This window comes from Streptomyces sp. NPDC059456 (assembly GCF_042750055.1).
GTDB lineage: Bacteria > Actinomycetota > Actinomycetes > Streptomycetales > Streptomycetaceae > Streptomyces.
This window is the reverse complement of sequence record NZ_JBHYVA010000041.1, coordinates 1-24,730: the sequence shown is the minus strand read 5'-3', so window position 1 is coordinate 24,730 and position 24,730 is coordinate 1. Positions and strand designations below refer to the sequence as shown.

Below are 24,730 nucleotides of genomic sequence, written 5' to 3'. Positions count from 1 at the left end.
CCGTGCGGGCGGAGACCAGGAAGCCGTAGGCGGCAGGGAATACCTGCTCAGCCATGTCAGACCTTCAGCGCCCCGAAGCCGCCGGCAGTGAAGTCGTAGTTGACCGGGACCTCGATGAGGTACGGGCGGCCCAGCTCGGCGCCCTTGCGCAGGGCGGCCAGCAGCTCCTCGCGGGTCGAGGCCTTGGTGGCCTCCACGCCGTTGGCCTGCGCCAGCTGGACGAAGTCCACGCCGGTGAACTTCACGGCCGGGTCGTGGCTGCGGTGGTGGCCGATGTTCTGGTACAGCTCGATCAGGCCGTTGGTGTCGTTGTTGACGACGACGGTGACGATCGGCAGGTTCAGGCGGGCGATGGTCTCCAGGTCCGCGCTGTTGGAATGGAAGCCGCCGTCGCCCGCGATGAGGAAGGTCGGCTGCTCCGGGCGGGCCATCTGCGCGCCGATCGCGGCCGGGATGCCGTAGCCGAAGCTGGAGCAGCCGGCCGAGGTCAGGAAGCCGAACGGCTGGTCGGCGCGGGCGAAGAGCACGCCGTAGTGGCGGAAGAAGCCGATGTCGGACACGATCGTGCCCTCGCCCGGCTCGGCGGTCTCGGCCATCACGGTGTTCATGGCGTCCATCACCTGGTGGACGCGCATGCCGTCCTCGTAGTGCTCGGGGTCCGCCAGGAACTCGGCGATGCGCTCGCGCAGCGGCGCGATGTCGTGGCGGTCCTTCGCGGCGAGGCCGTCGGTGGCGGCGTCCAGGTGCTGCACGAAGGCGAGCACGTCGGTGACGACGTCGACGTCCGGGCGGTAGATCCGCGGCACCGGGTTGGCGGTGGGGGAGATCCGGACCGTCTTCTTCTCGATGCCGCGTTCCCACATCGAGGGGCGCAGGTCCTCGGCGTAGTCGTAGCCGATGGTCAGGATGACGTCGGCGGGACCGAAGAGGGTCTCCAGCGCCGGGAACGACAGGATGCCGTCCATGTAGCCGGTGACCGCACCGTAGTTCAGCTCGTGGCCGTGCGGGAGGACGCCCTTGGCGATGTACGTGGTGATGACCGGGACGTTCAGGCGCTCGGCGAGGGCGCGGACGGCCGGGACGGCACCGGCGCGGATGGCGGCGGCGCCGACCACGAACACCGGGTTCTTCGCGTCCTTGACCATTGCGGCGGCCTGGTCGGCGGCCGACTCCCAGCCGGGCTGCACCGCGCCGATCGGCTTCTCGGGGGTCCGGGCCGGGCCGTGGTCCTTGGTGATGTCTATGCCCTCGGAGGAGCCGAGGAGGTCGACGGGCAGGGAGATGAACGAGGGGCCGACCGGCTCCGTCATGGCGGCGGAGACCGCGGAGTCCACCAGGTCGGTGATCTCCGCCGGGCGCTCCAGCTCGACGGCGTACTTCGTCATCGGCTCGGCGATCTTCACCAGGTCGAGGCACTGGTGGGTGTCGTTCGGGAAGATGTCGTGCGACTCGGACTGCGCCGCCAGGGCGATGACCGGGGAACGGTCCAGCATCGAGGTGGCCATGCCGGTCGACAGGTTGGTCATACCGGGGCCGAGCGTGGCCCAGCAGGCCTGCGGGCGGCCGGTGATGCGGGCCAGGACGTCGGCGGCGACGCCGGCGGTGAACTCGTGGCGGGTGAGGATGAACTCCACGCCGTCCTGCTCGTCGAACAGGATGGAGGCCGCCTCGCGGCCGACGACGCCGAACACCTTCTCGACGCCGTGCTCCTTGAGACGCTTGAGAAGAGCGTGGGCCGCGGTGGGGTGCTCGCTGGGGCCGGTGGATACGCGGGACATGTAAAACCAGTCTCCTGTCCGAATTTCGGTGGGGCGGGCCCACCTTGGGCCGCCGATCTCTTTTCGGACTCTCGTCCCGGTATCCGGGAGCGGACGGAGAGCGACCGAAGAGCGGAGCGGACCAGGATCCAGCCGTGAGAACAGATGTCGTGGTAGATGAGTGGCCAACTCCCGAGCACGCGAGGGAAGTCGGCTGGGACGCGCTGGCCGGCGCGGAGGACTTCTTCCTCACCCCGCCCTGGATGCGGGTGCTGCACGACTCGTCCGGCGCCCGGATGCGGTACCTCACCGCCCGCGCCGGCGGGGAACTGCTCGCCGGGCTCCCGCTGGTGCTGGCGACCCGGGAATCGCCCTGGTCCCTGGGCCGCACCGACCTGCTGATCGCGCACTGCGCGGCCGAGGGGATGGCGGGGGCCGCTGAGGTCTCGGCCGCCTTCGGCGACCTCGGCCGGCTGATGCCCTCGATGATGCTCGGCGGCCGCCACCTCGGCCGCACCCGCCTGCTGCTCGGTCCCGGCGCCGACGCGGACACCGCCCACCTGGTGGTGGAGCGGGCCGAGCGCACCGCCGCCGAGGCGGGCTGCCGCTCGGTGTGCTTCCCGTACGTGGATTCCCGCGACACCCTCCAGCTGCAGGTCCTCGCGGAGCGCGGCTACACCTCCCACGTGTCGGGCGAGTTCGCCACGCTCACCCTGCCGGGACGGGACTTCACCGACTACGCGATGGGCCTGCCCGCCGCCCGCTCCCGACGGGTACGGTCGGAGCGGCGCCGCATCGAGGCCTGCGGGGCCGAGATCACCCTCGCCCCGCTCGACCCGGCCGACATCCCCCGCCTCGCCGAGCTGGAGACGCAGCTCTTCGCCAAGTACGGGATGGCGGGCTGGGACCCGCGCCGCTCGGAGGCGGTCCTGGAGGCCGCCCACCGGCAGCTGGGGGACCGGGCGCTGGTGTCCAAGGCCGTCCTCGACGGTGAGATCGCCGGCTTCGGGCTGATCCTGGCGCACGGCGAGGACTGGTTCGCCCACCGGGCCGGCTTCGACTACGCCGCCCAGGCCCGGGCCAAGCTGCCCCTGTACTACGAGCTCCTCTACTACACCGTCGCCGACCGGGCACCCGCGGCCGGCGTGCGCCGGGTGCACTACGGCATCGGCTCCACGCAGGCCAAGGCCTCCCGCGGCTGCGCCCTCTCCCGCCAGTACCTCCACGTCAAGGAGCTCCCCGCATGACCGGCTGGAACGCGGCGATCGGATCGGTGGTCAACCCCTCCACCCGGCGCGGAGGGCGGCTGGAGATGGTCGCCTCCGCCGACGTCGACTCCCTCGACCCCGCCCGCACCTACTACGTGTGGTCCTGGCTGCTCCAACGCGCCCTGAACCGCACCCTGATGGCCTTCGGCACCGACCCGGAGCGGGCGGAGGTCGTCCCCGACCTCGCCGAGGGCCCGGGCGAGGTCTCCGCCGACGGGCTGACCTGGACCTACCGGCTCAAGCGCGGCATCCGCTTCGAGACCGGCGAGGAGATCACCTCCCACGACGTCGCGTACGCCGTGGAGCGGGTGTTCGCCCAGCACGTCCTGCCCGGCGGCCCCACGTACCTCACGGACCTCCTCGACCACGGCGGCTACCGCGGTCCGTACGAAGGGCAGCGCTGCCCGGCCGTCGAACGGCCCGACGAGCACACCGTCCGCTTCCGCCTGAAGCGGCCCTTCGCCGACTTCGACTACCTGATGGCCCAGCCGAACACGGCGCCCGTCCCCGAGCACCGCGACACCCGCGAGGCGTACGGGTCGCGGCCGGTCTGCTCCGGCCCGTACCGCATCCACCGCCACGAGCCCGGCCGCGTGCTGCACCTGGTGCGCAACAACGCCTGGGAGCGGAGCACCGACCCCGTCCGCCCCGCCCTGCCCGACGAGATGACCGTGGCCTTCGGGGTCGAGGTCAACGAGATGGACGACCGCCTCCTCGCCGGCGAGTTCCACGTGGACGTGGAGGGCCGCGGCATCCAGCACGCGGCGCGCGACCGGATCCTCGCCGACCCGGCGCTGCGGGCGCAGGCCGACAATCCGGCCACCGGCTTCCTCCAGTACGTCACCGTGCAGACCGCCGTCCCGCCCTTCGACAACCTGCACGCCCGGCGCGCCGTCTTCTACGCCGCCGACAAGGCCGCGCTGCTGGACGCCCGCGGCGGGGACGGCGTCGGAGGCTCCCTCGCCACCGGCCTGATCCCGCCCCACCTGCCCGCACACAGCAGCCAGGACCGCTACCCCTCCGGGCCCCGGCTCACCGGCGACCTGGACGCGGCGCGCGCCGAACTGGCCGCGGCCGGGCTGCCGGACGGCTTCGAGACCGTGATCGGCACGCAGCCCGGCAAGTTCGAGCTGGTCGCCCGCACCCTCGCCACCAGCCTCGCCCGGGTCGGCATCCGGGCCCGGGTGGAGGTCCTCGACACCGCCTCCTACTACCGCACCGGCCTCGGCAGCCCGCGGACCGTCCGCAGGCTCGGGCTCGGCCTCGGCATCACCGACTGGGGCGCCGACCATCCCACCGAGTACGGCTTCCTGGCCCCGCTCGTCGACGGCCGGCAGATCAAGCACGGCGGCGGCAACTTCAACTTCGCCGAGCTCGACGACCCGCTGGTCCGCACCCTCATCGACGAGGCCTGCGCCACGACCGGGGCCGCGGCCCGCCGCGGGGTGTGGCGCCGGATCGAGAAGGCCGTGATGGACCGCGCCGTCATGCTGCCGATGGCCCACGACCGGACGCTGCACTACCGCCACCCCGACCTGACGAACGTCTACGTCCACCCCGCCTTCGGCCTCTACGACATCCAGGCCATGGGAGTACTGCGATGAACCCCGACCTCACCCGCCTCGACCTCACCCGCCCCGACCCCACCCGCCTCGACCTCACCACACTCGACCCGGCCGACCGCAACGCCGTCGACGACGTCTTCGAGCTGCGCACCCTCGTCCACCGGGCCGACACCCCCCACCTGCCCGCGCCCTGCCTCGCCGACTTCGTCGGCTCGCTGATGGTCGCGCCCCCGGCCACCAGGGTCGAGGAGTGGGCGGGCCGCGACGCAGCCGGGCGGTGCACGGCCTCCGTACGCCTGGAGTTCCCCCGGGAGGAGAACACCGAGACGGTCACCGCGGCCGTCCTCGCCGTCCACCCGGCCCTGCGCCGGCAGGGTGCCGGGCGCCGCCTGGTGGAGTTCGTACGGGAACGGGCCGAGGCGGCGCAGCGCTCGCGGATCCTCTTCACCGCCGACTCCGGTCCCTCGGGGCGGGCCGCCGGTGCCGCCCGAGGGCCGGCGCACCACCTGGCCGCGGCCGTCGGCGCCCGCCCGGCGTGGACGCTCGACCACCTGCGCCTGGACGTCGCGGACGCGCCGCTGCCGCAGCCGCTGCCGGATTCGATGTCCGTCCGGTACTGGGGCAGCGAGGTCCCCGAGGAACTGGTGGAGCAGGCCGCCCGGCTCGAGGCGGCCCTCTCGGCCACCGCCCCGGCCGGCGACCCGGGACGGGAGCCGCAGCCCGCTGCGATCTCCCGCATCCGGGACTTCGAGCGGATGCGGATCACCCGCGGCCGGCGTGCCCACCAGTGCGCGATCCTCGACGACGGCACCGGGCGGATGGCGGCCTGGACGGCGCTGTCGATGACCCGCGCCAACCCGGACAACGCCCTCCAGGCGATCACCATCGTGGACCCCGCGCACCGCGGCCGCGGGCTCGGCCGCCAGGTGAAGGCGTACAACCTGGCCCGCGCCCGTGCGGCGGAGACCCGGCTGGCCCACGTCGACACCTGGAACGCCTCCGGCAACGCCCCCATGCTGCGGGTCAACGCCGGCTTCGGGTTCGTGCCGGCCGGCGCCCGGTGGGCCTGGGAGCTGAGCACCGCGCGATGACCCCCGAGTTCGGGCGGCTCTTCGGCGCCCACACCGCCTCGCAGTTCGGCTTCCGGATCGCGCAGACCGCCTTCCCGCTGACCGCGCTGGCCGCCTGCGGGGCCTCGGCGGCCGGGGCCGCGGCGCTGATGGCGGTGCAGACCGCCGGGTTCCTGCTGGTCGGGCTGCCCGCCGGGTCCTGGGTCGACCGCTGCCGCAAGGTCCCCGTCATGGTGGCCGCGGACGGGGTGCGCTGCGCCACCGCCCTGTGCGTCGCCCTGGCGTGGGCCGGGGGCCGGCTCGAGCTGGGGCTGCTGTACGCGGCCGCGTTCGCCGTCGGGGTGGCCTCCGTGTTCTTCGACGTCGCCGCCCAGTCGGCGGTGCCCGCGCTGGTGCCAGCCCGGGACCTCGTCGCGGGCAACGCCCGGCTGTCCGCGGCGGAGTCCGCGGCGGCCGTCCTCGGGCCGGTACTCGCCGGCGCCCTCGCCCGGACCGCCGCGCCACTGGGCTTCGTGCTTTCCGCCCTGGGCTACGCCGTATCGACCGCCTTCCTGCTGCTCACCATCAAGCACCGCCGGCGTCCGGGGCGACCGGGGTCCGGGGCGGAGTCCCCGCAGACGGAGAAGGGGCGGGGCGGGCAGGAGCTCCGCGCAGCGGCCCCGTACCCCCGCCCGGCGGCGCGAGCCGGAGTCCGGCGGGACGTCGCCGAAGGCGTCCGCTTCGTCGCGGCCCACCCGGCCCTGCGCCGCATTGCCGCCGCGACCGGCCTGTTCAACGCGGCCTGGTCCGCGGTGGCCGCCCTGCTGATCGCCCTGATGCTCGCGCACGGCCTCTCCCGCACCGGCGCCGGCGCGGTCATGTCGGCCCTCGGCGCAGGCGGCCGGGCCGGCTCGTTCGCCGTACGCCGCCTCGCGCAGCGGCTCGGAGCCGGCCGGTCCATCACCGTCGGGCTGATGCTGCCCGCCCCCTTCGCCCTCCTCGCCGGCTTCACCGGCCGCGTCCCGCTCTGGGCCACCGCGGTCGCGCTGTTCGGCGTGGGCGCCGGGGCGGTGGTGTACAACGTGGCCCAGATCAGCCTGCGCCAGTCGGTGACCCCGCCGGAGCTGCTCGGCCGGGTCAACGCCACGATGCGGACCCTGGTGTGGGGGATGATCCCGCTCGGCGCGGCCCTGGCCTCCGCCGCCACCCGCATCGCGGACCCGGCCGACGTCGTCCTCGCGGGCGGCGGCGCGGCCGCCTGCGCCTGGGTGCTGCTGCTGCGGCTCCCCGGGAACCGGACGGAGAGTCCGCGAAGAGGAGCGGAACCCAGCGTGGGCGACACCGCACAGGACATCGTGGCGTCGTCCCCGCGGTGAGCCTCCCCGGTCCCTGACCGGGGCGGGGAGCCGGGGCGGGGGGGGGCGGGCCCCCCCCGCGCCAGGGCGCTCAGGACTCCCCGGGCTTCGGCCTCCGCCTCGGCGGGTCGTTCCTCGTCGATCAGCACCCGCGCGCGGTTCAGACGGGCGGGCAGCAGCAGATCGTGGTGGACGTCGTACGTCCGCTCGGCTTCTGCGATCACCGCCTCGAACTCGGCGAGCAGTGACGGCTCTCGTCGTCCGTGGGCGCGCGCCGCGTGGGCGGCGACGTAGGCGGCGAACCAGACGGTGGCCGGCCGGCGGTCCCGTCCCCTCCGGCCCTGCCGGGCCGTGGCGAGGGCGCGTGCCCGCGCCTCCGCCTCCTCGAACCGGCCCTCTTCCATCAGCGTGCGGGCGTCGTCGAGGACGGCGAGGTGCCAGGGGGCGGGTGCGCCGCCCTTCCACGCCAACCAGGATGTCGCCTGCCAGGTGCGTCCGCGGTCCGTCATAGGAGGCGAGGGTACGTGCCCACCGGTGACCGGCGAACACCGGCCGGTCATGGGGGGGCATGGCCCGGCCGGGCGCCCGCGGGGCGGGCGGGGCCGGCCGGGGCTGGTCCGTGACGTGCCCCGCCGGGGCTAGTTGCGGCCGGCGCAGGGGTCGCAGCAGGAGGGGGCGGGTTCGACGCACACGCTGACGGTGTCGGTGTTGTTCGCGGTGTCCGGGTCCTTCTCGTTGGCGGTGGCGGTCGCGGTGTTGCCGATCAGGCCGGCCTGCGTTGCTTTGGCCCGCAGGACGAGGGTGGCCGTGGCACCCTCCGGCACGCCTCCGACCGACCAGCGTCCGGTGGCCGGGGCGTAGCTTCCGGGGCCGTCGGCGGACAGGAAGGTGAGGCCTTCGGGCAGTTGGTCGGTGACGGAGACGCCGGTTGCGGCATTGGGGCCGGCATTGCGGACGGTGATGCGGTAGGTGACCGTCTGGCCGACCGTGACGGTGGTCGCGTCGGCAGCCTTCGTCACGATCAGGTCGGCGGCCGGTTTGACCTGCGTGACCTGCTCGTTGGAGGTGGAGGTGAGGGGTTCCGGCTTGTCGCCGAGCCGGTTCTCGTACGAGGCGGTCGCGGTGTTGCTGATCTCCTTGCCGCCGCTGGCCCGGTCGATGGTGACCCGGTACTCGACCGTGGTCCCCGCGGGCAGCGTCTCGGTGTTGGGCAGGCTGCCCCCGTCCGTGGCGGTGGCGCCGTTGCCCAGGTAGAAGACGGCCTTGTTCGCCCGGGTGTCGTAGGCGGCCTGGTCGTCACCCCGCGCGTCGCTCTTGGCACCGGCGTTGGGGCCGTCGACGATCCGCAGGGAGCCGGGCAGGTACGTGGTGCCCGGCGGGACCGCGTCGGTGAGGACGAGGTTCTCCGCCGGGCCGCCGCCCACGTTCTTGGCGGTGATCCGGTAGGTGATGACGTCGCCGACTTCCAGCGGTCCGGTGGGGATGGCGGCCTTGTCCAGCACGACCGAGGGGGCGGTCCCGAAGAAGATCCCATCCAGGAAGTTGCCGATGCTGCGGACGCCGCCGGCGGCGGAGATCGAGCGGAACGCGAAGCGCGTCAGCGTCTGGCCCGCCGGGACGGTGTACGTGCCGGTGTAGTAACCCCAGGCGGTGTTGCCGTCGGTGAAGCGCCGCTGCTCGGCCGGGGCCGCAGGTGCGCCGATGTCCAGCGCCATCGTGTCGTCCCCTTGGCGCCCGCGGTGGTACAGCCGCCAGTACAGCTTCGTACCGGGGGTCGTCGGCAGGTCCTGGTAGAGCGTGGAGACCTCGTTCGCGTTGAGTTCCGCGAACTGGGCGCCTTCGGCCGCGGGCACCCCTTGGAATCCCGAGTGCCACAGCTCGATCATGTGGTCGGAGGCGGTGGTGAGCCAGCCCGGGACCCGCTTGGCCGCCTGCGTCTGTGAGGAGTCCGGCAGGATCTCCACACCGGTCACCCCGGGCTGTTCGAAACTGCCGTTGGCCAGGGCGACCCGGAGCGGAACGGGAGGTGTGGTCATGGTGCTTCCCTTCGCGTCGACGCTGATGAAACGCACCACCGATCGGCTGCATCTGCTGCGTGCCGTGGCGGAGCCGGAACACGCCGCAAGGGCACCGCATACGACCCGAACACGTAAAGTGACGAATGCAGGGGCTCGGCCAATCCCGCGCGTCAGGGTTTGCGCAATCCACTCTCGAACCGCTCCGGCCACACCGTCACGCAGCACGGCGCAGGCACACCGCCCCGATCACACTCGCCTCCCTGCTCCCCTCCCGCCCGCACCGTCATGACCGAAAGCCCCTGTCAAACGCCGTACGCCCACCACGCTTGCGAGTGAATCACCTCTTCGTGAAGTTGACGCCCTGTGCACGGTGGGCGAGGGCAGTGGGCGAGGGCTGCAGACCGGGGCCGCCACGGCTCGTTGCGATTCGGCGCGCGAGATCGTGGCGGAGCTGTTCTGCTGGACGTGCGGGGGGCGCCGAGTCGCGTCTGGAAGAGAGCCGGATGAGTACGTATCGAGTCGCGCAGGTCACCTCCCCCGACGGACGGTTCGATATCGTCGAGCGCGAGGTGCCGCAGCCGGGGCCCGGTCACGTGCGCATCGCCGTCGATGCCTGCGGGATCTGCCACAGCGATGCCGTCTTCGTGGGCGCCAAGGTGCCGGGCGTGCGGTTCCCGCTGGTCCCCGGCCATGAGGTCGCCGGGCGCATCGAAGCCCTGGGCGAAGGGACAGCGGACCGGGGCCGGCAGGTCGGAGACCGGGTCGCCGTCGGCTGGTTCGGCGGCAGCTGCGGCCACTGCACACCGTGCAGGCAGGGCGATTTCATCGTCTGCGAGAACCTCAAGGTCCCCGGCTGGGCGTACGACGGGGGGTTCGCGGAGGCGGTGATCGCGCCGGCGGACGCCCTCGCCCGGATCCCCGACGCGCTGGCCGCCGCCGATGCGGCACCCATGGCCTGCGCGGGAGTGACCACGTACAACGGACTGCGGCGCAGTTCCGCGCGGCCGGGTGATCTGGTCGCCGTACTCGGCATCGGCGGCCTCGGCCATCTCGCCGTGCAGTACGCGGCGGCGATGGGCTTCGAGACCGTGGCCATCGCCCGCGGCGCCGGCAAGGCGGATTTCGCCGAGCAGCTCGGCGCTCACCACTACATCGACAGCACGGCGGGTACGAGCGTTGCGGACGCACTGCGGTCCCTCGGCGGCGCCAAGGTCGTGCTGGCCACCGCGGCCAACTCCGCCGCCATCACCGCGACCGTGAACGGCCTGGCGCACCGCGGCGAGCTGGTGGTGATCGGCGCGGCCCCCGAGCCGCTGGAAATCAGCCCGATGCAGCTGCTCATGAGCGGACGTATCGTGCGCGGCCACCCGTCCGGCACCTCCCAGGACGTCGAGGACACCATGGCCTTCAGCGCGCTGCACGGGATCCGGCCGATCGTCGAAGCGGTACCGCTGAGCCAGGCCGATGAGGCGTACCAGAAGATGCTCTCGGGCGCCGCGCGCTTCCGGATGGTCCTCACCGGCTGAGCCGGCTCAGCCGGGTACGTCGCCCGGCTTCACGACCTCGCCGAGCAGCTCCGCACACAGCCCCGTTCACGAGGGAGTCAGGGCCCGAGGCGGCCCCATGTTCCTCTCGGCTGCCTACGATGTGGGCATGTCATCGTCTGGGATAGCTCCGGAAAGCCGCCAAGGGGTAAGAGGGTCGACCGGCCCGGCGCCTGCACGAGTGGATCGGATCATCAGAGCACTGTCGTGGTGGTGGGCATCTGCACCCCTCCTTCTGTTCACCCCGGCGATCGCGTATGCGATGGGGTTGCCGGACGTACGACGAGAGGCCGGCTGGACGTTCGGCCTGATGGCGCTGTTCACTGCCGCACTCGCGCCGACAGCGGGCTTGGTGGTAGCTCACGTCTGGGACCGGCGAGAGGCACGCGGACGATTCCTGATCATGGCCGCGGTGTCCAGTGTGCCGATTCTCTTCTTCTTGTTCTTCGGAGTGCTGTTCCCCGAGTGCCCGGACGGGTACCACTGCTAAAGGATGCCCTTTGACCGCTGGTCACAGGTGAGATGATCTTGCCGCGTCTGATGTGGTCACGGCATCCCCCATCGCCGGTGCAAGGGCGAAGACCTGCCCGACCGGAAGAAGGCGCACAACAAGCCCCACAAGCGGGTCCGTGCCCACTCCATGCTCGGCATCGCCCGCATGCCCAACCTCGCCCTCGCCGGATGGGCGAACGGATCGCACCCCGGCCGACCCTGCTCCCGGCAGCTCAAAGATCATTTGCGGGACAGCCTTCGGCAGGTGATCGCCGGTCAGCGCTGGGCCCCGGCGTTCGTCGGCACGAACAAGGACCGCAGGCGCCCCCACCCGACGTTCTCCTTCGGCATGGGTGGCGGAGAATGCTCCAGCGGCACGGCGCGAAGGGAACAGGACGTGGACTGGTACGGGGTCCGGTGCGTGTTCGAGTGGACGACCCGGGACGGGAGGAGCTACGAGGAGCGGATCACGCTCTGGCAGGCCTCATCGGCTGACGAAGCGATTGCCCTCGCCGAGGCGGAGGCCGAGACGTACGCCGCCGACAACGGCTTCGGCTACCTGGGTTTCGCCCAGTCCTATCGTCTGGGCGGCACACCGGGCTCGGGTGCCGAGGTGTTCTCGCTGCTCCGGAATAGCGCACTGGAGCCGAACGCGTACCTCGACGCCTTCTTCGACACCGGAACCGAACGTCAGCAGCAACACTGAGCCTTGGCCGGCCTGACGGTGATGGCCGCGTGTTGGACGGGCTCTCGACCAAGACCGCCCGCAGCAAGCAGGAGCTTCGCGTGCTTGTCCACCGGTCGTCGATCGACCTGCCTTGGTCGCACCCTGCGGTGCCCGACCGCACGGCTCTCTGTCCGGTGAGGGGAGATCGGGACCCCGCCGGCGGCGTCTGACCTTGACGGCACCCTGCTGCCCATCGACCGGATCGCCGCCGACACCCCGTACTACTCGGGCAAACACAAACGGCACGGCATGAACGTGCAGGTCCTCACCGAGGTCGGCCTCAAGTGCCGGGCCGACAAGGCGTATCAAGGTGCCGGCAGCTCCGTCCGGGTGCCCTTCCGGGGCCGTCGCCTCAAGCGGTGGCGGCGTCGGCACAACAGCAGAATCCGTTGCCCGCCGTCGAGCCCCGTGAGAGGCTCGACAGAGGATCAAGGTCCGATGGTCCGTCCCCTTCCGCTCTCGCTTCGCGACGCACAGGGAAGGGTGCGGGCCTTCTCCATGTCCACGGTTTGGAGCATTGATGTACGCAGCAGAGCCGGCAGAGGCCCGTATCGAGGATGCGGGCAACATCCTGGTTGCGCCTCCGACGTTGCAAGACAAGGACTTGAGCACGGGCTTCTTCGGGTCCGTCATCACCCCGGACGACCTTGCCACCGGTTCGACCGACCTCGCGCACAAGACCGTCTACCTGTGTGGCGATGTATCCGGGATCAGCAGCAGCCAACTCCGTTCAGCGGCCCGGGTGTTCGTCGTCCGGGACCCGTCGAGTGGTTACGAGGGGAGCGTCGACGGGCCTTGGCCCCTCGTCGACGTCGGCCGAGTTCCGATCCGCGTACACGGCGCCGGCGTGTACTACCGCCGCTTTTTCGACGTCGACGCCGATCACTTCGGGCGGATCCGTGCGGAGCACGAGTTCCAGTACCTGACGGAGTCCACCAAGCCTGGAACGGCACATCGCAGCGGAATCTATCTGACTCCTGTCACACGGAACGTCACACGGAACGGTGACGAGCTGCATTTCCGCCTGCTCCGGTGCTCCACGAACCTCTCGGGTCCGACCGAGGGATTTCGCCCGACCGACACCCGCATCGTCGAGGATCTCAACTGCGAGGCCGGTGCCGTCTTCCGGGACCAGGCACCGCTGAATCACGTCCTCGCGCAGATCTACCGCAACACCCTTGCCACGGCAGAGCGCAAGCAGTCCAAGGCCAAAATATCGGCCCACGCCGACAAGACCAAGGACATGCCCGTCAACGGAATCATGGCCTTCTGCACCTTCTATGACGGGCTCGACGGGCTACAGCAGCTGGCCGAAGACCCCTTCGACCATGGCGTGAAGGGTGTCAGCGGGCTGACCAGACTTCACTTCCGCCTCAAGGAGCCGATCGAAGAACGCGAGGGGGTCGCGCTGCCGTCGCAGTTCTCGCTGACCCTGTACCCCGGCTCCGTCTTCTTCATGCCGCTTTCCACCAACCGCCTGTACACCCACGAAATCCGTCCCTCAACGCTGGACGCCGAGCTCCTCCCGACCCGCCTGGGATACGTGGTGCGCTGTTCGAGCGCCGAAGCCGTTCACAAGGAGGGGCACACGTTCCTCAAACGGGCCGGAGATCTGTTGAAACTGGCGCCACCCACACCAGCGGGCATGGACGAGTTGCGCAGGCTGTACGCCGAGGAGAACAGGACCTCGGCCTTCATCGACTACGGCACCGATTTCCTCTTCAGCATGAACACGGGAGACTATGTTGCCCCCCGAGCCTGAGATCTCGGATGAGATCATCTCGTTCTCTCTGCCGACCGATGAGAACGCTTTTGCGGAGCTGTCCGCCTCGGCTCGCTTCGAGGACGTAGGCAAGGGGCGCCGAGGCGCCACGCTCGCCAGGATCGACGAGACGGATCGCGTGCCTCTCGTACGCACCACGTCACAATACGGCAGTCCGACGCAGAAGTTCCGGGCGGTGCACGAACGTCTGGCCCAGCGGATTCAAGAACGCGCGGCGTTTCCGGTCGGCTTCAACAACGCTCTCATCGAGAGCTACACGAACGCCTACAAAACGATGGGCAGCCATTCCGACCAGGCGCTCGATCTGGCCGACGAATCGTTCATCGCCGTCTTCTCCTGCTACGAACACCCCGAGGCGGCCCCGCAGAGGAAGCTGATTTTCGAATCGAAGGGCTCCCCCGTCGGCAAGTTCGAGATACCGCTCGCCCACAACGGCGTCGTCGCCTTTTCTGCCGACTCGAATCGACGCCTCAAGCACAAGATCGTGCTGGACCCGGCTGCCACGTCGGACAACCCGTGGCTGGGCGTAACGTTTCGAACGTCGAAAACCTTCATCCGGTTCCGGGACGGACATGCGTACCTCCCGCAGGGTGCACGCCTCACGCCGGCCGACGATGAGCAGAGGCGCGAGTTTTACCAGCTGAGGCGCCGCGAGAACAACGAAACGGACTTCATCTACCCCCTGCTGACGTACACCGTCAGCGAGAGCGATCTGATGCCACCCGTCTGACCTTTCGCAGCCGGCCGGCCGGCCGCACATCCGAAAGGCCTCCTCTCCAGCAGGGAGCGGTCGATGCCTCCCGGAACATGGAAGTCCGTACCGCTGCGCGCCTGCTCGTCCACCGCATGGCCGTCCTCCGCTCCGCCGTTGGCACCCCGTCCGCCCAGCGGGATCCGCACGCCCCGACCGGTCTTGAGGCATGGGAGTCACGCCGCCACCCAATCCGACAATCTATTCCAGCCAAAGCCTTGTTGCCTGGCTGAAACCAGTGCAATGCTGTGACGGCGGTGACCATCTCCCCTCCCCCGCGGAGTGGTCAACGGCCCCGCCCACGCACCCCCGCAGGGCGGGGCCGACCGCACAGCCGTCTTCAGGCTCCCCGACGTCCGGGCCCCGAGGTGCCACCTCACCTCACCAACGCAGCCGGGGCCGCGGCCGGTTGGGGCCCCTCAGCGGTCTCCAAGGCCTCGATAGAGTGGGGCGATGACGGGGAATCGCGGCCGCTGGCCGAAGATCGATGAGGATTGCGGCGTCGAGGACGTGACGCTCCTGATCCTGGAGTGGCTGGGCGAGCAGGGTGTGAACGCCATGATCAGGATGGACGCCGAGAGGCTGGCCGACAACGCGCCGCCGTGGACGTTCGCCGCCAGCGGCGGCCCGTTGGAGCATGGCATGCGGGCTGACGGGAGGACCGTCCGGCAGTGCATGTCATTCGCTCTGGCCCAGCTGCGCGACGCGGGACTCTCGGTTCCGTTTTGATCTCCGCCCGCCGTCGACTTGGATCACGATGCCGGCTTCGTCGATGAACAGCGGGGACGTCGGACACCGCCTCCCGGGTCAGGAGTCCTTGATCCGGACGAGGCCTCCGACCACGCCGACGTAGGCGGAGCCGTCGCTGCCCAGGGTGACCGGCGCGTAGTGGTTGTTGAACAGGGGACCACAGCCGATCAGCCGGCTCCAGGCCCGCTTCCCGGAGCGGACGTCCAGCGCGGTGAGGTACCAGGCGTCGGGGGCCGCCGCGGCGCCCTCGCGGTCGGCGGTCTGCAGTTCTGCGGCAGTCGGGTGCGTGACCGTGTACAGGAGGCCGTTGGCCAGGGAGACCTTGCTGACGACGCTGGGAATCCTCTGACTGGTGTCGGACCAGCCGAGGGAACAGGTTCGGGAGGTGTAGTCGACGTTCACACGGGCCACACCGGCTTCGGTGTCGACCTGGCGCCCTCCCAGCATGCCCTTCAGCAGTGCGTGGTCGCCGACGACGTAGCCGTAGTTGTTCTCGACGATGAGGTCGCCGCCCACGGCGATGAGGCTGTTCTCGGTGGCGCTCCGGCCCGGGGCGAACACCGGCTGTGCGCAGATCCTGTGCGGCCCGGCGGTCCCGCGGCTCATCACCAGGACGTTCATTCTCGGGTCGGCATTGTCGGTGATGGCGATGTACCCGCCGTCCGGGCCGGATGCCGGGCCGATGAGGGTGGGGGTGGTACCGCTTCCCTGGCTGAGCTGGCCCGGCTTCTGTCGCGAGCCCCTGTCGTAGGGGGACCGCCACGTGACGACGGGCCGGCCTTCGGTGCTCGCGTCGAAGCGGTAGAGGGCCCGGTCGCTGACGACGAACACGCCTCCGGACTCGTCGACCGCGATGCTGTTGGCGATGTGCTCCCCCTCGAGCGGGCGGGAGCTGATCGCGCCGGTGGCGGGATCGAGCACGCCGACCACGCCGCTTTCGGACACGAACCACATCCTGCCCGCCCAGTCGGGCAGGACGGACACGATTCCGCTGGTGCCGACCACCGGTTTGAGGTCGTGGCGTGCCTCGGTGACGAGGCTGTCGCCCCGGACGGCCACGATCTGCAGGGTGCCGTCCTTCGCCGGGATGACGGCTCGGTCGCGCTGGTCGAGGTAGAAGTATCCGCCTCCGGAGACCTCCGTGAGACTGCTGCCGGCCTTCCCCGGCAGGGTCAGGGAGGCGATCGACGCGAGGCTGTGCGGATCGAGCAGCATCAGCCGGGGAGCATGCCCGGGGGTCATGCACACGGTCACGATCCGGCCCCGGGAGTCGAAGGTGACCGAGCCGCACAGGCCGCCCTGCAGTCTGCTGCGCACGGTGAGGTCGCGGCCGGCGGGGCCGGGTCCGGTGTACGTGTCGCTCTGGTAGGCGTCCCCGTGCACGTTGCTGGAGCCGTTGGGGGCCATGAAGGGGTTCTGCGGGACGGCGGGGGCGGTCACCGGGCGCGGCGCGGCGGCGTGGCCGGTGAACTGCGCCAGTGATGCTCCGCGGGGGTCTCCCGGTATGGCGACGGCGGGAAGGGACACCGCTTCGGCCGGGGTCGTGGCCGCCAGGGGCGGGAGGAGGGCGGCTGCCGCCAGGACGGCCAGGACGCGGGCGAGCATGCGCATGTGGAGCCTTTCATCCGAGGACCACGCGAGGACGGGCGGAGGGTTCTCGAACAGCATCACCCCCTACCATTGCACTGCGAGTGCAATTAGAATGATGGGGCAGATGCAGAGGGACTGTCGAGGGTTCGGAGCCCACGACAACCCGCGGGCACACCCGTCAGAGCACGGAGTCCGATCCCGCGGCGCGGCCGGCAGTCCTGGTTCACGAGCAAGGAAGAACCATGAACACGAACAGCAAGGGCGTCCTGATCACCGGAACCTCCTCCGGGATGGGCCTGGCCGCCGCCATCGCCGCCGCGCAGAACGGCTGGCACGTGGTCGCCACCATGCGCGACACCACCAAGTCCGATCGGCTGCTCTCGGCCGCTGCGGAAGCCGGCGTGTCCCTCGAACTGCGAGCACTGGACGTCACCGACCCGGCATCGGTCGAGGAGTGCCTGGCCGGCCTCGATCACCTGGACGCCCTGGTCAACAACGCGGGAGCGGGTCACCTGGGCACGCTGGAGCTGGAGAGCGTGCAGGCGGTGCGCGCCGTGATGGAGGTCAACTTCTTCGGCGTCCTGAACGTCACCAAGGCGGCCCTGCCCCTGCTGCGCGCGAGCAAGGGCCGCGTGGTGACCGTGACCAGCGTGGGCGGCGTGATCGGCCAGCCCTTCAACGAGGCCTACTGCGCGGCCAAGTTCGCGGCAGAGGGATTCATGGAATCCCTCGCACCGGTCGCCTCCGCGGTCGGCGTGTCCGTCAGCGTGATCGAGCCCGGCGCGGTGGCCAGTGAGTTCGTCAACAACGTGGGCGGTCGAAACGCCGTGGTGGACCAGGCGGGCCCGTACGCACCCGCCCTGTCCGCCTACCTGGAGCGCACCCGCGGCGCCTTCGCGAACGCGCAGACCTCACAGGACGTGGCAGCCCAGATCGTCGCCCTCCTGGAAGCCGAGGAACCGCCCTTCAGGGTTCTGACCTCGGACACCGCACGCGCCTTCGCCGGAGCCAAGCTCAAGGACCTCGACGGGTCGAGCGTGCAGAGCCTGACCAGGTCCTGGATCGCCCAGCCGGCTCCGGCTGCGTGACGGACGGCGGGTGATGTCACCGCCGACCGCCCGTCGCGCAGCCTGCCCGGCAGCCTGATCAGGAATCGGAGCGGAACGCTCCGTGCACGCGCAGGTCGCCGTTGATCGCCACCTTCCCGTCGTTCGTGTGCATGATCCAGGCACCTGCGTTGCGGACCGACAGATGCGCGCCCGCGTTCACCTTCCCCTGCAAGCGCGACTCGCCTTGAACGCGCAGCATGCCGAGGGTGGTGAGGTCCCCGGCGACGGTGACCGTCTGGTCGGCCTTCACCTCGCCCTCGGCATCGAGGCGGCCGTGGACGATCAGCCGCGGCGGCCCGTCCTGCGTCTCCAGGACGTTGTCGACGCTCAGCCCGCCCTGGAGGGTGAGACGTTCCCTGACCTGCGCCCGGTCCGTGACCACGTCGTTCAGGTCCGCCTTGTCGGCCGCGACGGTCCCCCACTGGCGGTTCCCGGAGCCCTGGAACACGTTCATCCCGGAAGCCGGGAACTCGATCCATCCGTCGGCCGCCGTACGGCCCTGCACCCACTTCGTGTTGATGCCGTTCAGGTCCGCCAGGTCGGCGGCGACGGTTCCCCAGTCCTGCTTCCCGTCCTTGCGGACGTTCACTCCCGACTGCGGGAACTCGACCCATCCCTTGCCCGAGTCCCGGTCCCCCACCCACTGCGTGTTGATGCCGTTCACGCTGATCTTGTCGGCCGTGACGGTTCCCAGATCGCTTCCGCCGCCGCGGCCGACCCTGATTCCGTCGGACGGGAACCCGATCCACCCGGCGTCGCTCTCTCGCCCCCGGACCCACGCCGCGGTCACGGTCTCGACGTCGGCCTTGGCGGCGGAGAGGGTGCCGAGGTCGTTGGCGACGTCGCGGATCTGGGCGCCCTGCGTGGTGAAGACGATCCGGCCCTGGTCCGTCGTCCCCTCGACCCACGGGCTGTGCATTCCGCCCGTCGCGGTGACGCCCTCGAACTCGGGGCTGCGCAGGTGGACGGTGGTGGTGAGGAAGTACCCGGGCTGCTGCCCGCCCGGGGAGGTGGCGATCAGGGTGTACGTGGCGTCCCGCCTCGGCTCCCGGCCCGCCGCCGGCGACCACTGCCAGCCGCTCGTCCCCGGCGTCGGCGACACCGTCTCCGGGGGGCCGTCCGGACCCTGGATCTGATAGGTCAGGGTGTCGGGCCCGTCCCACCGCAGGACGAGGTCCTGGCCTCCGGCCACCAGGGACTGCTTCGCACGGAAGTTGCGCGGAACCTTGGGCAGCTGCTTCAGCAGGCTCAAGGTCACGGGGTTCTTCTGTACCCTGGCGCCGTTCGCCGCCCTCTCCGTGACGCGCAGCAGCACGAGTCCCGATGCGCTGGAGACGGGGAAGCCGTCCAAAACCAGGGCCATGGAGCCGGCCTCCTGGAACAGCGTGTTCGGCCGGGCGGTCACGGTGAGGACACCCGTGTTGTCGTCCCAGGCGAGGATCGGCTCCTCCCCCTGCTTCGTCGCGGTGTTCCGCTCGACCCGGGCGCTGATCGACTTCGGATGCGCCGTCAGATCACCGTCCGCCTGGCCGCAAGGGACCCGTATCTCGATGGAGTACCAGATCACCTCGTCCATGGTCGGATTGGAGACGACGATGTAGACCGATCCCTGGCGTTCCTCGCCCGCGACCGGAACCTGGAGCGGAGCCGGATCGGTGAGTACGTCGTAGTGCAGAGAAGCCATCGCTGAAGACCCCCTGTTCACGCTGTCCGACGCTTGCCCCCTGACGGGTGCAGCCCCTCCAGCACAACACTTACCGGACAACCCGACATACGGATCCACCCCAACCGGCGCGAAACAGATGTTCGCTGGCCGAATCGGGAATCTCCCATTTTCCGAGAGCGCGGCTCACGGTGGGACCGGTACGGGTACGGGCTCGGGCGCGGCCAGCCGGCCCGTCCGGCTGAGAGCGGCGAGTGCTGCGGCGCATCCGCCGCCGACCGAGGCGAAGGCGAGCCAGGGCAGGGCCGGAACGCCGGCGGTCCGTGCGGTGTCGAGGAGTGCGCCGGTGGCGAGGTTTCCGAGCGTGATGCCGATTCCGCAGACGGTGTTGTAGAGGCCGTAGTGCGTGGCCACCCAGCGGCCTCCGGCGAGGGAGACGATCGTGTCCATCTCGAAGGGATGGAGGATGGCGGTCGCCACGGCGAGGAGTCCCGCACAGAGCAGGAGCGGGGTGACGGTGACGGCCGCTGACCACGCCTGTTCAACCGGCGTGCGGCCGACCGTGAGCAGGGGCGGGAGGAAGGCAGTTCCCATGATGGCCGTGCCGGCCGTCAGACAGCGCGCTGGTGGCCAGGTGCGCTTGCACCAGGCCGTGATGCGGAGCTGGCCGATGAGGGCGACGAGTCCCGAGACGACGAACAGGGCGCTCGTGGCTGCGGTGGCCTGGGCGCCGTCGCCGGTGAGGCGTCGGGTCTCCAGGGGCAGGGCCAGGTACACCTGGAAGGACAGGACGTAGGAGCCGGTCATGGCGAGGGAGAAGAACCAGAACGGCCTGTTGCGGAGCACGGCGCCGGCCTGCTCCCTCAAGGCGGGCCGGTCCTCGCGCGGCGTCGCGGCGTTCGCCGGGAGGCGGCGCAGTTGCAGCAGGGTGAGACCTGCGAAGAGGGCGGCGGCGACCGTGCAGGTGGTGGGGAAGGAGACCGAGGTCAGGGCCAGGCCGACGAGGGGCCCCAGCAGGATGCCGGTCTGGTAGAAGACGTTGAAGAGGGCGAAGGCGTCGACCCGGCGTTCCCCGGCTTCGGCGGCCAGGTAGGCCCGTACCGCGGGATTGAACAGGGCCCCCGCCAGGCCCGTGGCCGCCGATGCGACGATCAGGGCGGGGAGGGATTCGGCGTGGGCGAGGGCCGCGAAACCGACGGTCCGCAAGGCGCAGCCGGCGACGATGAGGGGCTTGTGGCCGAGGCGGTCGGCGAGCATGCCGCCGACGAGGAACATGCCCTGCTGCGAAAGGTTGCGTACGCCGAGGACGAGGCCGACCGCCCAGGTGGCGAGGGCGAGGCTGCCGGAGAGGTGGGCGGCCAGGTAGGGCATGAGCATGTAGAAGCCGAGGTTGATGGTGAGCTGGTTGATCAGCAGCAGCTGCACCGTGGTGTCGAAGGAGCGGTACTGGCTCCAGGTGCCCTTCACCGGGCGGCTTCGACGGCGAAGATCCCGGTGGCCGGCATGGGGTCGGTGACGGTGGTGCACCGTGTCCAGCGGGTCACCTCGTGGTCGAACGGAGAGGCGATCGTGTCCGGTTCGGCAGGCGGGGTGGTGCCGAGGAGCTGGTTGGCGCGGCAGTAGTCGTCGTTGAAGACGGTGTCGAAGTAGCGGTGCGGGCCGTCGGGGAAGACGGCGGCGATGCGCGTGCCCTCGGGGTGGGTACGGGCGAGCCAGCCGGCGACGAGGGCGACGGCTCCCACGCTCCAGCCGCCGGTCGCGAACTGGCGTTCTGCCAGACGGCGTGCGGACCAGACCGCTTCGGCGGGAGCCACCCAGTGGACTTCGGTGAAGGCGCCGTAGTCGACGTTGCGCGGGTGGATGGAGGAGCCGAGGCCGCGCATCAGGCGGGGGCGGGCCGGCTGGCCGAAGATCGTGGATCCGATGGCGTCGACGCCGACGAGACGCAGACCCGGGGTGTGTTCGCGCAGGGCGCGGGCGATGCCGGCGGAGTGGCCGCCGGTACCGACCGCACACACGAGGATGTCGATGTCCCCGAGCTGGTCGGTGAGTTCACCGGCGAGGGTGCGGTAGGCGGCGGCGTTGTCGGGGTTGTGGTATTGGTCGGGGCACCACGAGCCGGGGTACCGGTCGAGGAGTTCCGCGACCTTCCGCCGGCGTGCTTCCTGCCAGCCTCCTTCGGGGTGCGGCTCGTCCACGATGTGGAGCTCGGCGCCGTGGGCGGTGAGCATCCGTTCCATGATCGGTTCCATGCCGGGGTCGGTGACCAGGTGGACCGGGTGGCCGTGGAGGACTCCGGCGAGGGCGAGGCCCAGGCCGAGGGTTCCGGAGGTGGACTCGATGACGGGGGCTCCGGGGAGGAGGTCGCCGCGGTCACGGGCCCGGTCGACCATGTAGAGGGCGGTGCGGTCCTTGATGCCACCGGGGTTGAAGCCTTCGAGCTTGGCCCAGAAGCCGCGCGGGGCGGTGGCGAAGGGTTCGTCGATGAACAACACGGGGGTATTGCCGACCGCTTTGAGCACGGTGTGCGGGACATCGGGCAGGGACGGTTCGGTCATGGTGCGGGGTCCTTCGTGCGGCACGGCGTACCGGCGCACCGCCGGGGGCGGCATGAAACTGCGTCAGCCGTGCGGGATGGGAGTGAGCACGGAAGGCGTCCCGGGCCCGGGCGGCGTGCTGCCGCGCGGGCGGGAGGCCGGTACCGGTCAGGTCCGGGTGACGCACACCTTGCAGAGCAGGGATCGGCCCGAGCCGGCCGCGGGCGGGGCGGCGGACGTGTCCGCAGCCGCACCGCGGATGCCGGCTGCGGGCGACTCCACCAGTACGCCGGAGCCGAGTTCGGCAGGCGCGCCCGGGACGCGGAGTTCCGGCACCGGGGCGGCGACGTGCTCGTCGTGCGCGTGGGCGCACGGGAGGTCCCGGTCAGGGCAGCCGCCGGTCATCACCGTGCCGGCACTGCTCGTCGCGCGGTCAGGGACGGCCACGTGATGGTGCCCGCCGCTGTCACACACGCCGAACAGCAACACGACCAGGGCCGACGCCACCAGGGCGACGACCCAGGCACCGCCATGGCGGCGGGCACGGGACCACGCGGGATTCCACACAGTGACGGCTACGTTACCTTGCGTGGCCGATCGGTGCGTGGCACGAGGGCCGATCGGGAGGGGTGGGATCCGGTCAAGTGGTGGCCGGCCGGAGTCCGCGAACCAGTGGCGGATCGACGGCCTGTCGCCGGGATGCGTCCTCATGGGCGCGCGGGTGGATCGCCGGAAGGAGTGAACGTCGGACTCAGGGTCGCCGTTCGGCGTGCCGCAGATGGGCGGACGGGGTTTTCCCGCCGCGGTTCTGCCGCGGCCACGGTGGAACCTCCGAGGGGCTGGGGCCACCGTGGCCCTTCTTGTGGATCGAGCTGCTGACGAGGCCGGGGCGGGCATCGCCGGGGCAGCTAGCCTGACCATGTGACCGATACCGAACCGCCGCTGCTCGCGGACGTCTATCCCGCGCTGGTGTCGTTCCTCCGTGCGGCGCTGGTCTCCGAGGGTGAGTCCGCCGCCCTGGCCCAGTCCGTCGTGGGATTGCGATTCCACGGGTGGTGCGGGTGCAGCCCGACCTGTACTTACCTTCGGACGGCTCCGGCCGACCGTGGTGGCGACAGCACCTGGATTCACCTCGATGACGAGGCGCCCCGCGTGTGGCTTCAATTCGACCGGGACCGTACGTCGTTCGCCGGGATGGAGATCTGCGAGTTCGACCTGGGGCCGGCCCCGGCGCTCGACCTTGACCAGCCTTCAGGCATGGGCTGATCCGCGTGGAGGTCGGGGTGCCGCGGCGGGCGGCGCGCCGTGGAAGGCGCCCGCAGAGCCCGCGTGGCGGCTGCTGTCGCCGGCAGGCCGTCACCAGCGGAGGAGCATCACCGCGGCGCTGGCTCCGCTGGCCATGCCGAACAGGGCGACCGTGTCGCCGGGAGCCAGACGGCGTTGCCGGACGGCGTGGGCGAGTTGGAGCGGCAGGGTGGCGGCGGCTGCGTTCCCGGTCTGCGGGAACGTCGGGATGATCTGCGCGGGGTTGATGTCCATGAGGGTGCGGAAGGTCTCCACGAAGGGCACGGACGGCTGGTGGACGCAGACCAGGCCGAGGTCCCGGACATCGACGCGTTGCTCCTTGAGCCACCGGGTGACGTGGACGTCGAGGTCGATGAACGAATCCAGGAGGGCCTCGGAGTCGACGTGGAGGCCCTGCGGGTGGTCGGGGGCGTGGTGGGGGTCGTAGAGGGTGGCGGCCGGCCATCCCGCGGAATTGGCCACGAACACCGCGCCGGTGATGCCTGGAAGGGCGGAGGCCTCGACCAGGAGGGCGGCTCCCAGGTCCGCGCCCGTCAGGGACGTGAGGCCGGCGCGGAGCCGGCCGCGGGTGAGGTTCCAGCGGGAGAGGCGGGTGAGGGTCTCGCCGCAGGTGATCAGGACACGGCGGTGCTGGCCGGTGCGAATGAGGGCGTCGGCGACCTGGAGGGCGTTGACGACGCCGTTGCAGGCGTTGCCGACGTCGAAGGCCGGGCAGGACAGGCCTGTCTTCGCGGCGACGACGTGGGCGTTGGCCGGTTCGCGGACATCCGCGCTGACGGCCGCGAAGAGGATCAGGTCGATGTCGGCCGCGTCCAATCCGGCGGTGTGCAGGAGTCGTGCCGCGGCGCGGGCGGCCAGGTCGGAGGGCAGGTCGCCGGGGTCGGCGACGGTGCGCTGTTCGAGGCCGAAGGTGCGCTGCAAGAGGCCCACGGGCAGGTTGAGGGCGGGGCTGTGGCGGTGCAGGAGCTGTTCGATCTCGGAGACGTGCTGCCGTCGGGCCGGCAGGTGGACCGCGGCGTGCGTGATGCGGCTGTAAGGGCTCACGCCGTCTCCTTCGCGGGCGTGGCCTGTGCGTCGGCCCGGGATACCGGCCGGGTGGGCGGGGCTGGGGTGCGGGGCAGACCGGTCATCGTGTGCTTGAGGCGGTCGGTCCACGTCAGCGGCAGCATGGTGTGGAGGGGGATCAGGAAGCGGGCGTCGCGGCCTACGACGTAGCGGGGACGGGGCCGGCGGGCGTTCAGGCAGGTCTCGACGGTTCGTGCGACCGGTTCGGGGCCGGGCACTCGGCGGTCGACGGCGGTGAACAGGCGTGTCGTCGCGGTGTATCCGGGGTCGGGGTTGGCGGGGTCGCGCAATGTGTCGAGGTCGGTCAGGGCGCGGCCGAGCATGGGGGTGGCGAACGCGCCGGGCTCGATCAGGGTGACGCGGACGCCGAGGTGCGCCGCCTCCACGCGCAGGCAGTGGGTG

Annotated in this window: 19 protein-coding genes and 3 pseudogenes; 13 read left to right on the top strand and 9 right to left on the bottom strand. The window is 71.0% G+C overall.

From position 1 onward, the window contains the following. Positions 1-56: 56 nt before the first annotated feature. A complete protein-coding gene (locus ACFXA3_RS06530) occupies positions 57-1,778 on the bottom strand; it encodes a thiamine pyrophosphate-binding protein (protein WP_385182796.1) in 1,722 nt (573 codons plus the stop codon). Between the two features lie 134 nt (positions 1,779-1,912). Between ACFXA3_RS06530 and ACFXA3_RS06525 the strand changes: the two genes are divergently transcribed. Genes ACFXA3_RS06525 through ACFXA3_RS06510 form a run of 4 tightly spaced genes read left to right on the top strand, consistent with a single transcriptional unit; the run spans position 1,913 to position 7,015 of the window. After that, on the top strand, positions 1,913-3,004 hold the full coding sequence (locus ACFXA3_RS06525) for a GNAT family N-acetyltransferase (RefSeq protein WP_385182793.1): 1,092 nt from the start codon (positions 1,913-1,915) through the stop codon (positions 3,002-3,004). Further along, positions 3,001-4,629 carry an ABC transporter substrate-binding protein gene (locus ACFXA3_RS06520; protein WP_385182790.1) on the top strand — a complete coding sequence of 543 codons (1,629 nt, stop codon included), beginning with the start codon at positions 3,001-3,003 and terminating at the stop codon, positions 4,627-4,629. Before ACFXA3_RS06525 ends, ACFXA3_RS06520 begins: the two co-directional genes overlap by 4 nt. After that, complete coding sequence (locus ACFXA3_RS06515) at positions 4,626-5,681, top strand: GNAT family N-acetyltransferase (RefSeq protein WP_385182787.1); 1,056 nt, start codon at positions 4,626-4,628, stop codon at positions 5,679-5,681. The genes ACFXA3_RS06520 and ACFXA3_RS06515 overlap by 4 nt, the downstream gene beginning before the upstream one ends. After that, a complete protein-coding gene (locus ACFXA3_RS06510) occupies positions 5,678-7,015 on the top strand; it encodes an MFS transporter (RefSeq protein WP_385182784.1) in 1,338 nt (445 codons plus the stop codon). The genes ACFXA3_RS06515 and ACFXA3_RS06510 overlap by 4 nt, the downstream gene beginning before the upstream one ends. Positions 7,016-7,632: 617 nt before the next feature. On the opposite strand, the gene ACFXA3_RS06505 is transcribed toward ACFXA3_RS06510, so the two are convergent. Beyond that, positions 7,633-9,030: a hypothetical protein gene (locus ACFXA3_RS06505; RefSeq protein ID WP_385182781.1), complete on the bottom strand. Its 1,398-nt coding sequence runs from the start codon at positions 9,028-9,030 to the stop codon at positions 7,633-7,635. Between the two features lie 485 nt (positions 9,031-9,515). Between ACFXA3_RS06505 and ACFXA3_RS06500 the strand changes: the two genes are divergently transcribed. The 7 genes and pseudogenes from ACFXA3_RS06500 to ACFXA3_RS06470 all read left to right on the top strand — a co-directional run bounded on the left by ACFXA3_RS06500 (position 9,516) and on the right by ACFXA3_RS06470 (position 15,038). Further along, positions 9,516-10,538: an alcohol dehydrogenase gene (locus tag ACFXA3_RS06500; protein WP_385182779.1), complete on the top strand. Its 1,023-nt coding sequence runs from the start codon at positions 9,516-9,518 to the stop codon at positions 10,536-10,538. A gap of 571 nt (positions 10,539-11,109) precedes the next feature. After that, a pseudogene (locus tag ACFXA3_RS06495) lies at positions 11,110-11,238 on the top strand (IS5/IS1182 family transposase); the annotation flags it as partial. Between the two features lie 75 nt (positions 11,239-11,313). Continuing rightward, the gene (locus ACFXA3_RS06490) at positions 11,314-11,754 is read left to right on the top strand and encodes a hypothetical protein (RefSeq protein WP_385182776.1); all 441 of its coding nucleotides are present in this window, start codon (positions 11,314-11,316) and stop codon (positions 11,752-11,754) included. A 192-nt stretch (positions 11,755-11,946) separates the two neighbouring features. Next, a pseudogene (locus ACFXA3_RS06485) lies at positions 11,947-12,123 on the top strand (IS5/IS1182 family transposase); the annotation flags it as partial. Between the two features lie 172 nt (positions 12,124-12,295). After that, a complete protein-coding gene (locus ACFXA3_RS06480; protein ID WP_385182774.1) occupies positions 12,296-13,537 on the top strand; it encodes a hypothetical protein in 1,242 nt (413 codons plus the stop codon). Next, a complete protein-coding gene (locus ACFXA3_RS06475; protein ID WP_385182772.1) occupies positions 13,518-14,288 on the top strand; it encodes a hypothetical protein in 771 nt (256 codons plus the stop codon). Before ACFXA3_RS06480 ends, ACFXA3_RS06475 begins: the two co-directional genes overlap by 20 nt. A gap of 474 nt (positions 14,289-14,762) precedes the next feature. Further along, the gene (locus ACFXA3_RS06470; protein WP_385182769.1) at positions 14,763-15,038 is read left to right on the top strand and encodes a hypothetical protein; all 276 of its coding nucleotides are present in this window, start codon (positions 14,763-14,765) and stop codon (positions 15,036-15,038) included. A 78-nt stretch (positions 15,039-15,116) separates the two neighbouring features. Here ACFXA3_RS06470 and ACFXA3_RS06465 read toward each other — a convergent pair whose 3' ends face one another. Continuing rightward, complete coding sequence (locus ACFXA3_RS06465) at positions 15,117-16,670, bottom strand: hypothetical protein (RefSeq protein ID WP_385182767.1); 1,554 nt, start codon at positions 16,668-16,670, stop codon at positions 15,117-15,119. Positions 16,671-16,891: 221 nt separating this feature from the next. Here ACFXA3_RS06465 and ACFXA3_RS06460 point away from each other — a divergent pair, with 221 nt between their 5' ends. Then, positions 16,892-17,737 (top strand): SDR family NAD(P)-dependent oxidoreductase, encoded by an 846-nt coding sequence (locus ACFXA3_RS06460; RefSeq protein WP_385182764.1) that lies wholly within the window; start codon positions 16,892-16,894, stop codon positions 17,735-17,737. Between the two features lie 58 nt (positions 17,738-17,795). Here the strand turns inward: ACFXA3_RS06460 and ACFXA3_RS06455 are convergent, their stop codons facing one another. The 4 genes from ACFXA3_RS06455 to ACFXA3_RS06440 form a co-directional block, all read right to left on the bottom strand. After that, the gene (locus ACFXA3_RS06455; RefSeq protein ID WP_385182762.1) at positions 17,796-19,442 is read right to left on the bottom strand and encodes a hypothetical protein; all 1,647 of its coding nucleotides are present in this window, start codon (positions 19,440-19,442) and stop codon (positions 17,796-17,798) included. A 165-nt stretch (positions 19,443-19,607) separates the two neighbouring features. Then, entirely contained in the window at positions 19,608-20,888 is a 1,281-nt protein-coding gene (locus ACFXA3_RS06450; protein ID WP_385182759.1) for an MFS transporter, read from the bottom strand. Beyond that, on the bottom strand, positions 20,885-21,979 hold the full coding sequence (locus tag ACFXA3_RS06445) for a PLP-dependent cysteine synthase family protein (protein ID WP_385182757.1): 1,095 nt from the start codon (positions 21,977-21,979) through the stop codon (positions 20,885-20,887). The genes ACFXA3_RS06450 and ACFXA3_RS06445 overlap by 4 nt, the downstream gene beginning before the upstream one ends. 147 nt (positions 21,980-22,126) lie before the next feature. Further along, positions 22,127-22,525, bottom strand: a complete 399-nt coding sequence (locus tag ACFXA3_RS06440) for a hypothetical protein (RefSeq protein ID WP_385182754.1) — start codon at positions 22,523-22,525, stop codon at positions 22,127-22,129. 354 nt (positions 22,526-22,879) lie between these two features. Here ACFXA3_RS06440 and ACFXA3_RS06435 point away from each other — a divergent pair, with 354 nt between their 5' ends. After that, on the top strand, positions 22,880-23,224 hold the full coding sequence (locus ACFXA3_RS06435) for a hypothetical protein (protein ID WP_385182751.1): 345 nt from the start codon (positions 22,880-22,882) through the stop codon (positions 23,222-23,224). A gap of 90 nt (positions 23,225-23,314) precedes the next feature. On the opposite strand, the gene ACFXA3_RS06430 is transcribed toward ACFXA3_RS06435, so the two are convergent. Next, positions 23,315-24,307: a 3-oxoacyl-ACP synthase III family protein gene (locus tag ACFXA3_RS06430; RefSeq protein ID WP_385182749.1), complete on the bottom strand. Its 993-nt coding sequence runs from the start codon at positions 24,305-24,307 to the stop codon at positions 23,315-23,317. Further along, positions 24,304-24,730, bottom strand: a pseudogene (locus ACFXA3_RS06425) (hypothetical protein); the annotation flags it as partial. The pseudogene ACFXA3_RS06425 and the gene ACFXA3_RS06430, both read right to left, overlap by 4 nt.

What these genes read in the sequence shown, in the direction of transcription:
- ACFXA3_RS06510 (WP_385182784.1), top strand. Translation starts at nt 5,678, where the DNA reads ATGACCCCCGAGTTCGGGCGGCTCTTCGGCGCCCACACCGCCTCGCAG.
- ACFXA3_RS06465 (WP_385182767.1), bottom strand. Translation starts at nt 16,670, where the DNA reads ATGCGCATGCTCGCCCGCGTCCTGGCCGTCCTGGCGGCAGCCGCCCTC.
- ACFXA3_RS06515 (WP_385182787.1), top strand. Translation starts at nt 4,626, where the DNA reads ATGAACCCCGACCTCACCCGCCTCGACCTCACCCGCCCCGACCCCACC.
- ACFXA3_RS06520 (WP_385182790.1), top strand. Translation starts at nt 3,001, where the DNA reads ATGACCGGCTGGAACGCGGCGATCGGATCGGTGGTCAACCCCTCCACC.
- ACFXA3_RS06460 (WP_385182764.1), top strand. Translation starts at nt 16,892, where the DNA reads ATGAACACGAACAGCAAGGGCGTCCTGATCACCGGAACCTCCTCCGGG.
- ACFXA3_RS06455 (WP_385182762.1), bottom strand. Translation starts at nt 19,442, where the DNA reads ATGGCTTCTCTGCACTACGACGTACTCACCGATCCGGCTCCGCTCCAG.
- ACFXA3_RS06530 (WP_385182796.1), bottom strand. Translation starts at nt 1,778, where the DNA reads ATGTCCCGCGTATCCACCGGCCCCAGCGAGCACCCCACCGCGGCCCAC.
- ACFXA3_RS06475 (WP_385182772.1), top strand. Translation starts at nt 13,518, where the DNA reads ATGTTGCCCCCCGAGCCTGAGATCTCGGATGAGATCATCTCGTTCTCT.
- ACFXA3_RS06470 (WP_385182769.1), top strand. Translation starts at nt 14,763, where the DNA reads ATGACGGGGAATCGCGGCCGCTGGCCGAAGATCGATGAGGATTGCGGC.
- ACFXA3_RS06480 (WP_385182774.1), top strand. Translation starts at nt 12,296, where the DNA reads ATGTACGCAGCAGAGCCGGCAGAGGCCCGTATCGAGGATGCGGGCAAC.
- ACFXA3_RS06500 (WP_385182779.1), top strand. Translation starts at nt 9,516, where the DNA reads ATGAGTACGTATCGAGTCGCGCAGGTCACCTCCCCCGACGGACGGTTC.
- ACFXA3_RS06505 (WP_385182781.1), bottom strand. Translation starts at nt 9,030, where the DNA reads ATGACCACACCTCCCGTTCCGCTCCGGGTCGCCCTGGCCAACGGCAGT.
- ACFXA3_RS06445 (WP_385182757.1), bottom strand. Translation starts at nt 21,979, where the DNA reads ATGACCGAACCGTCCCTGCCCGATGTCCCGCACACCGTGCTCAAAGCG.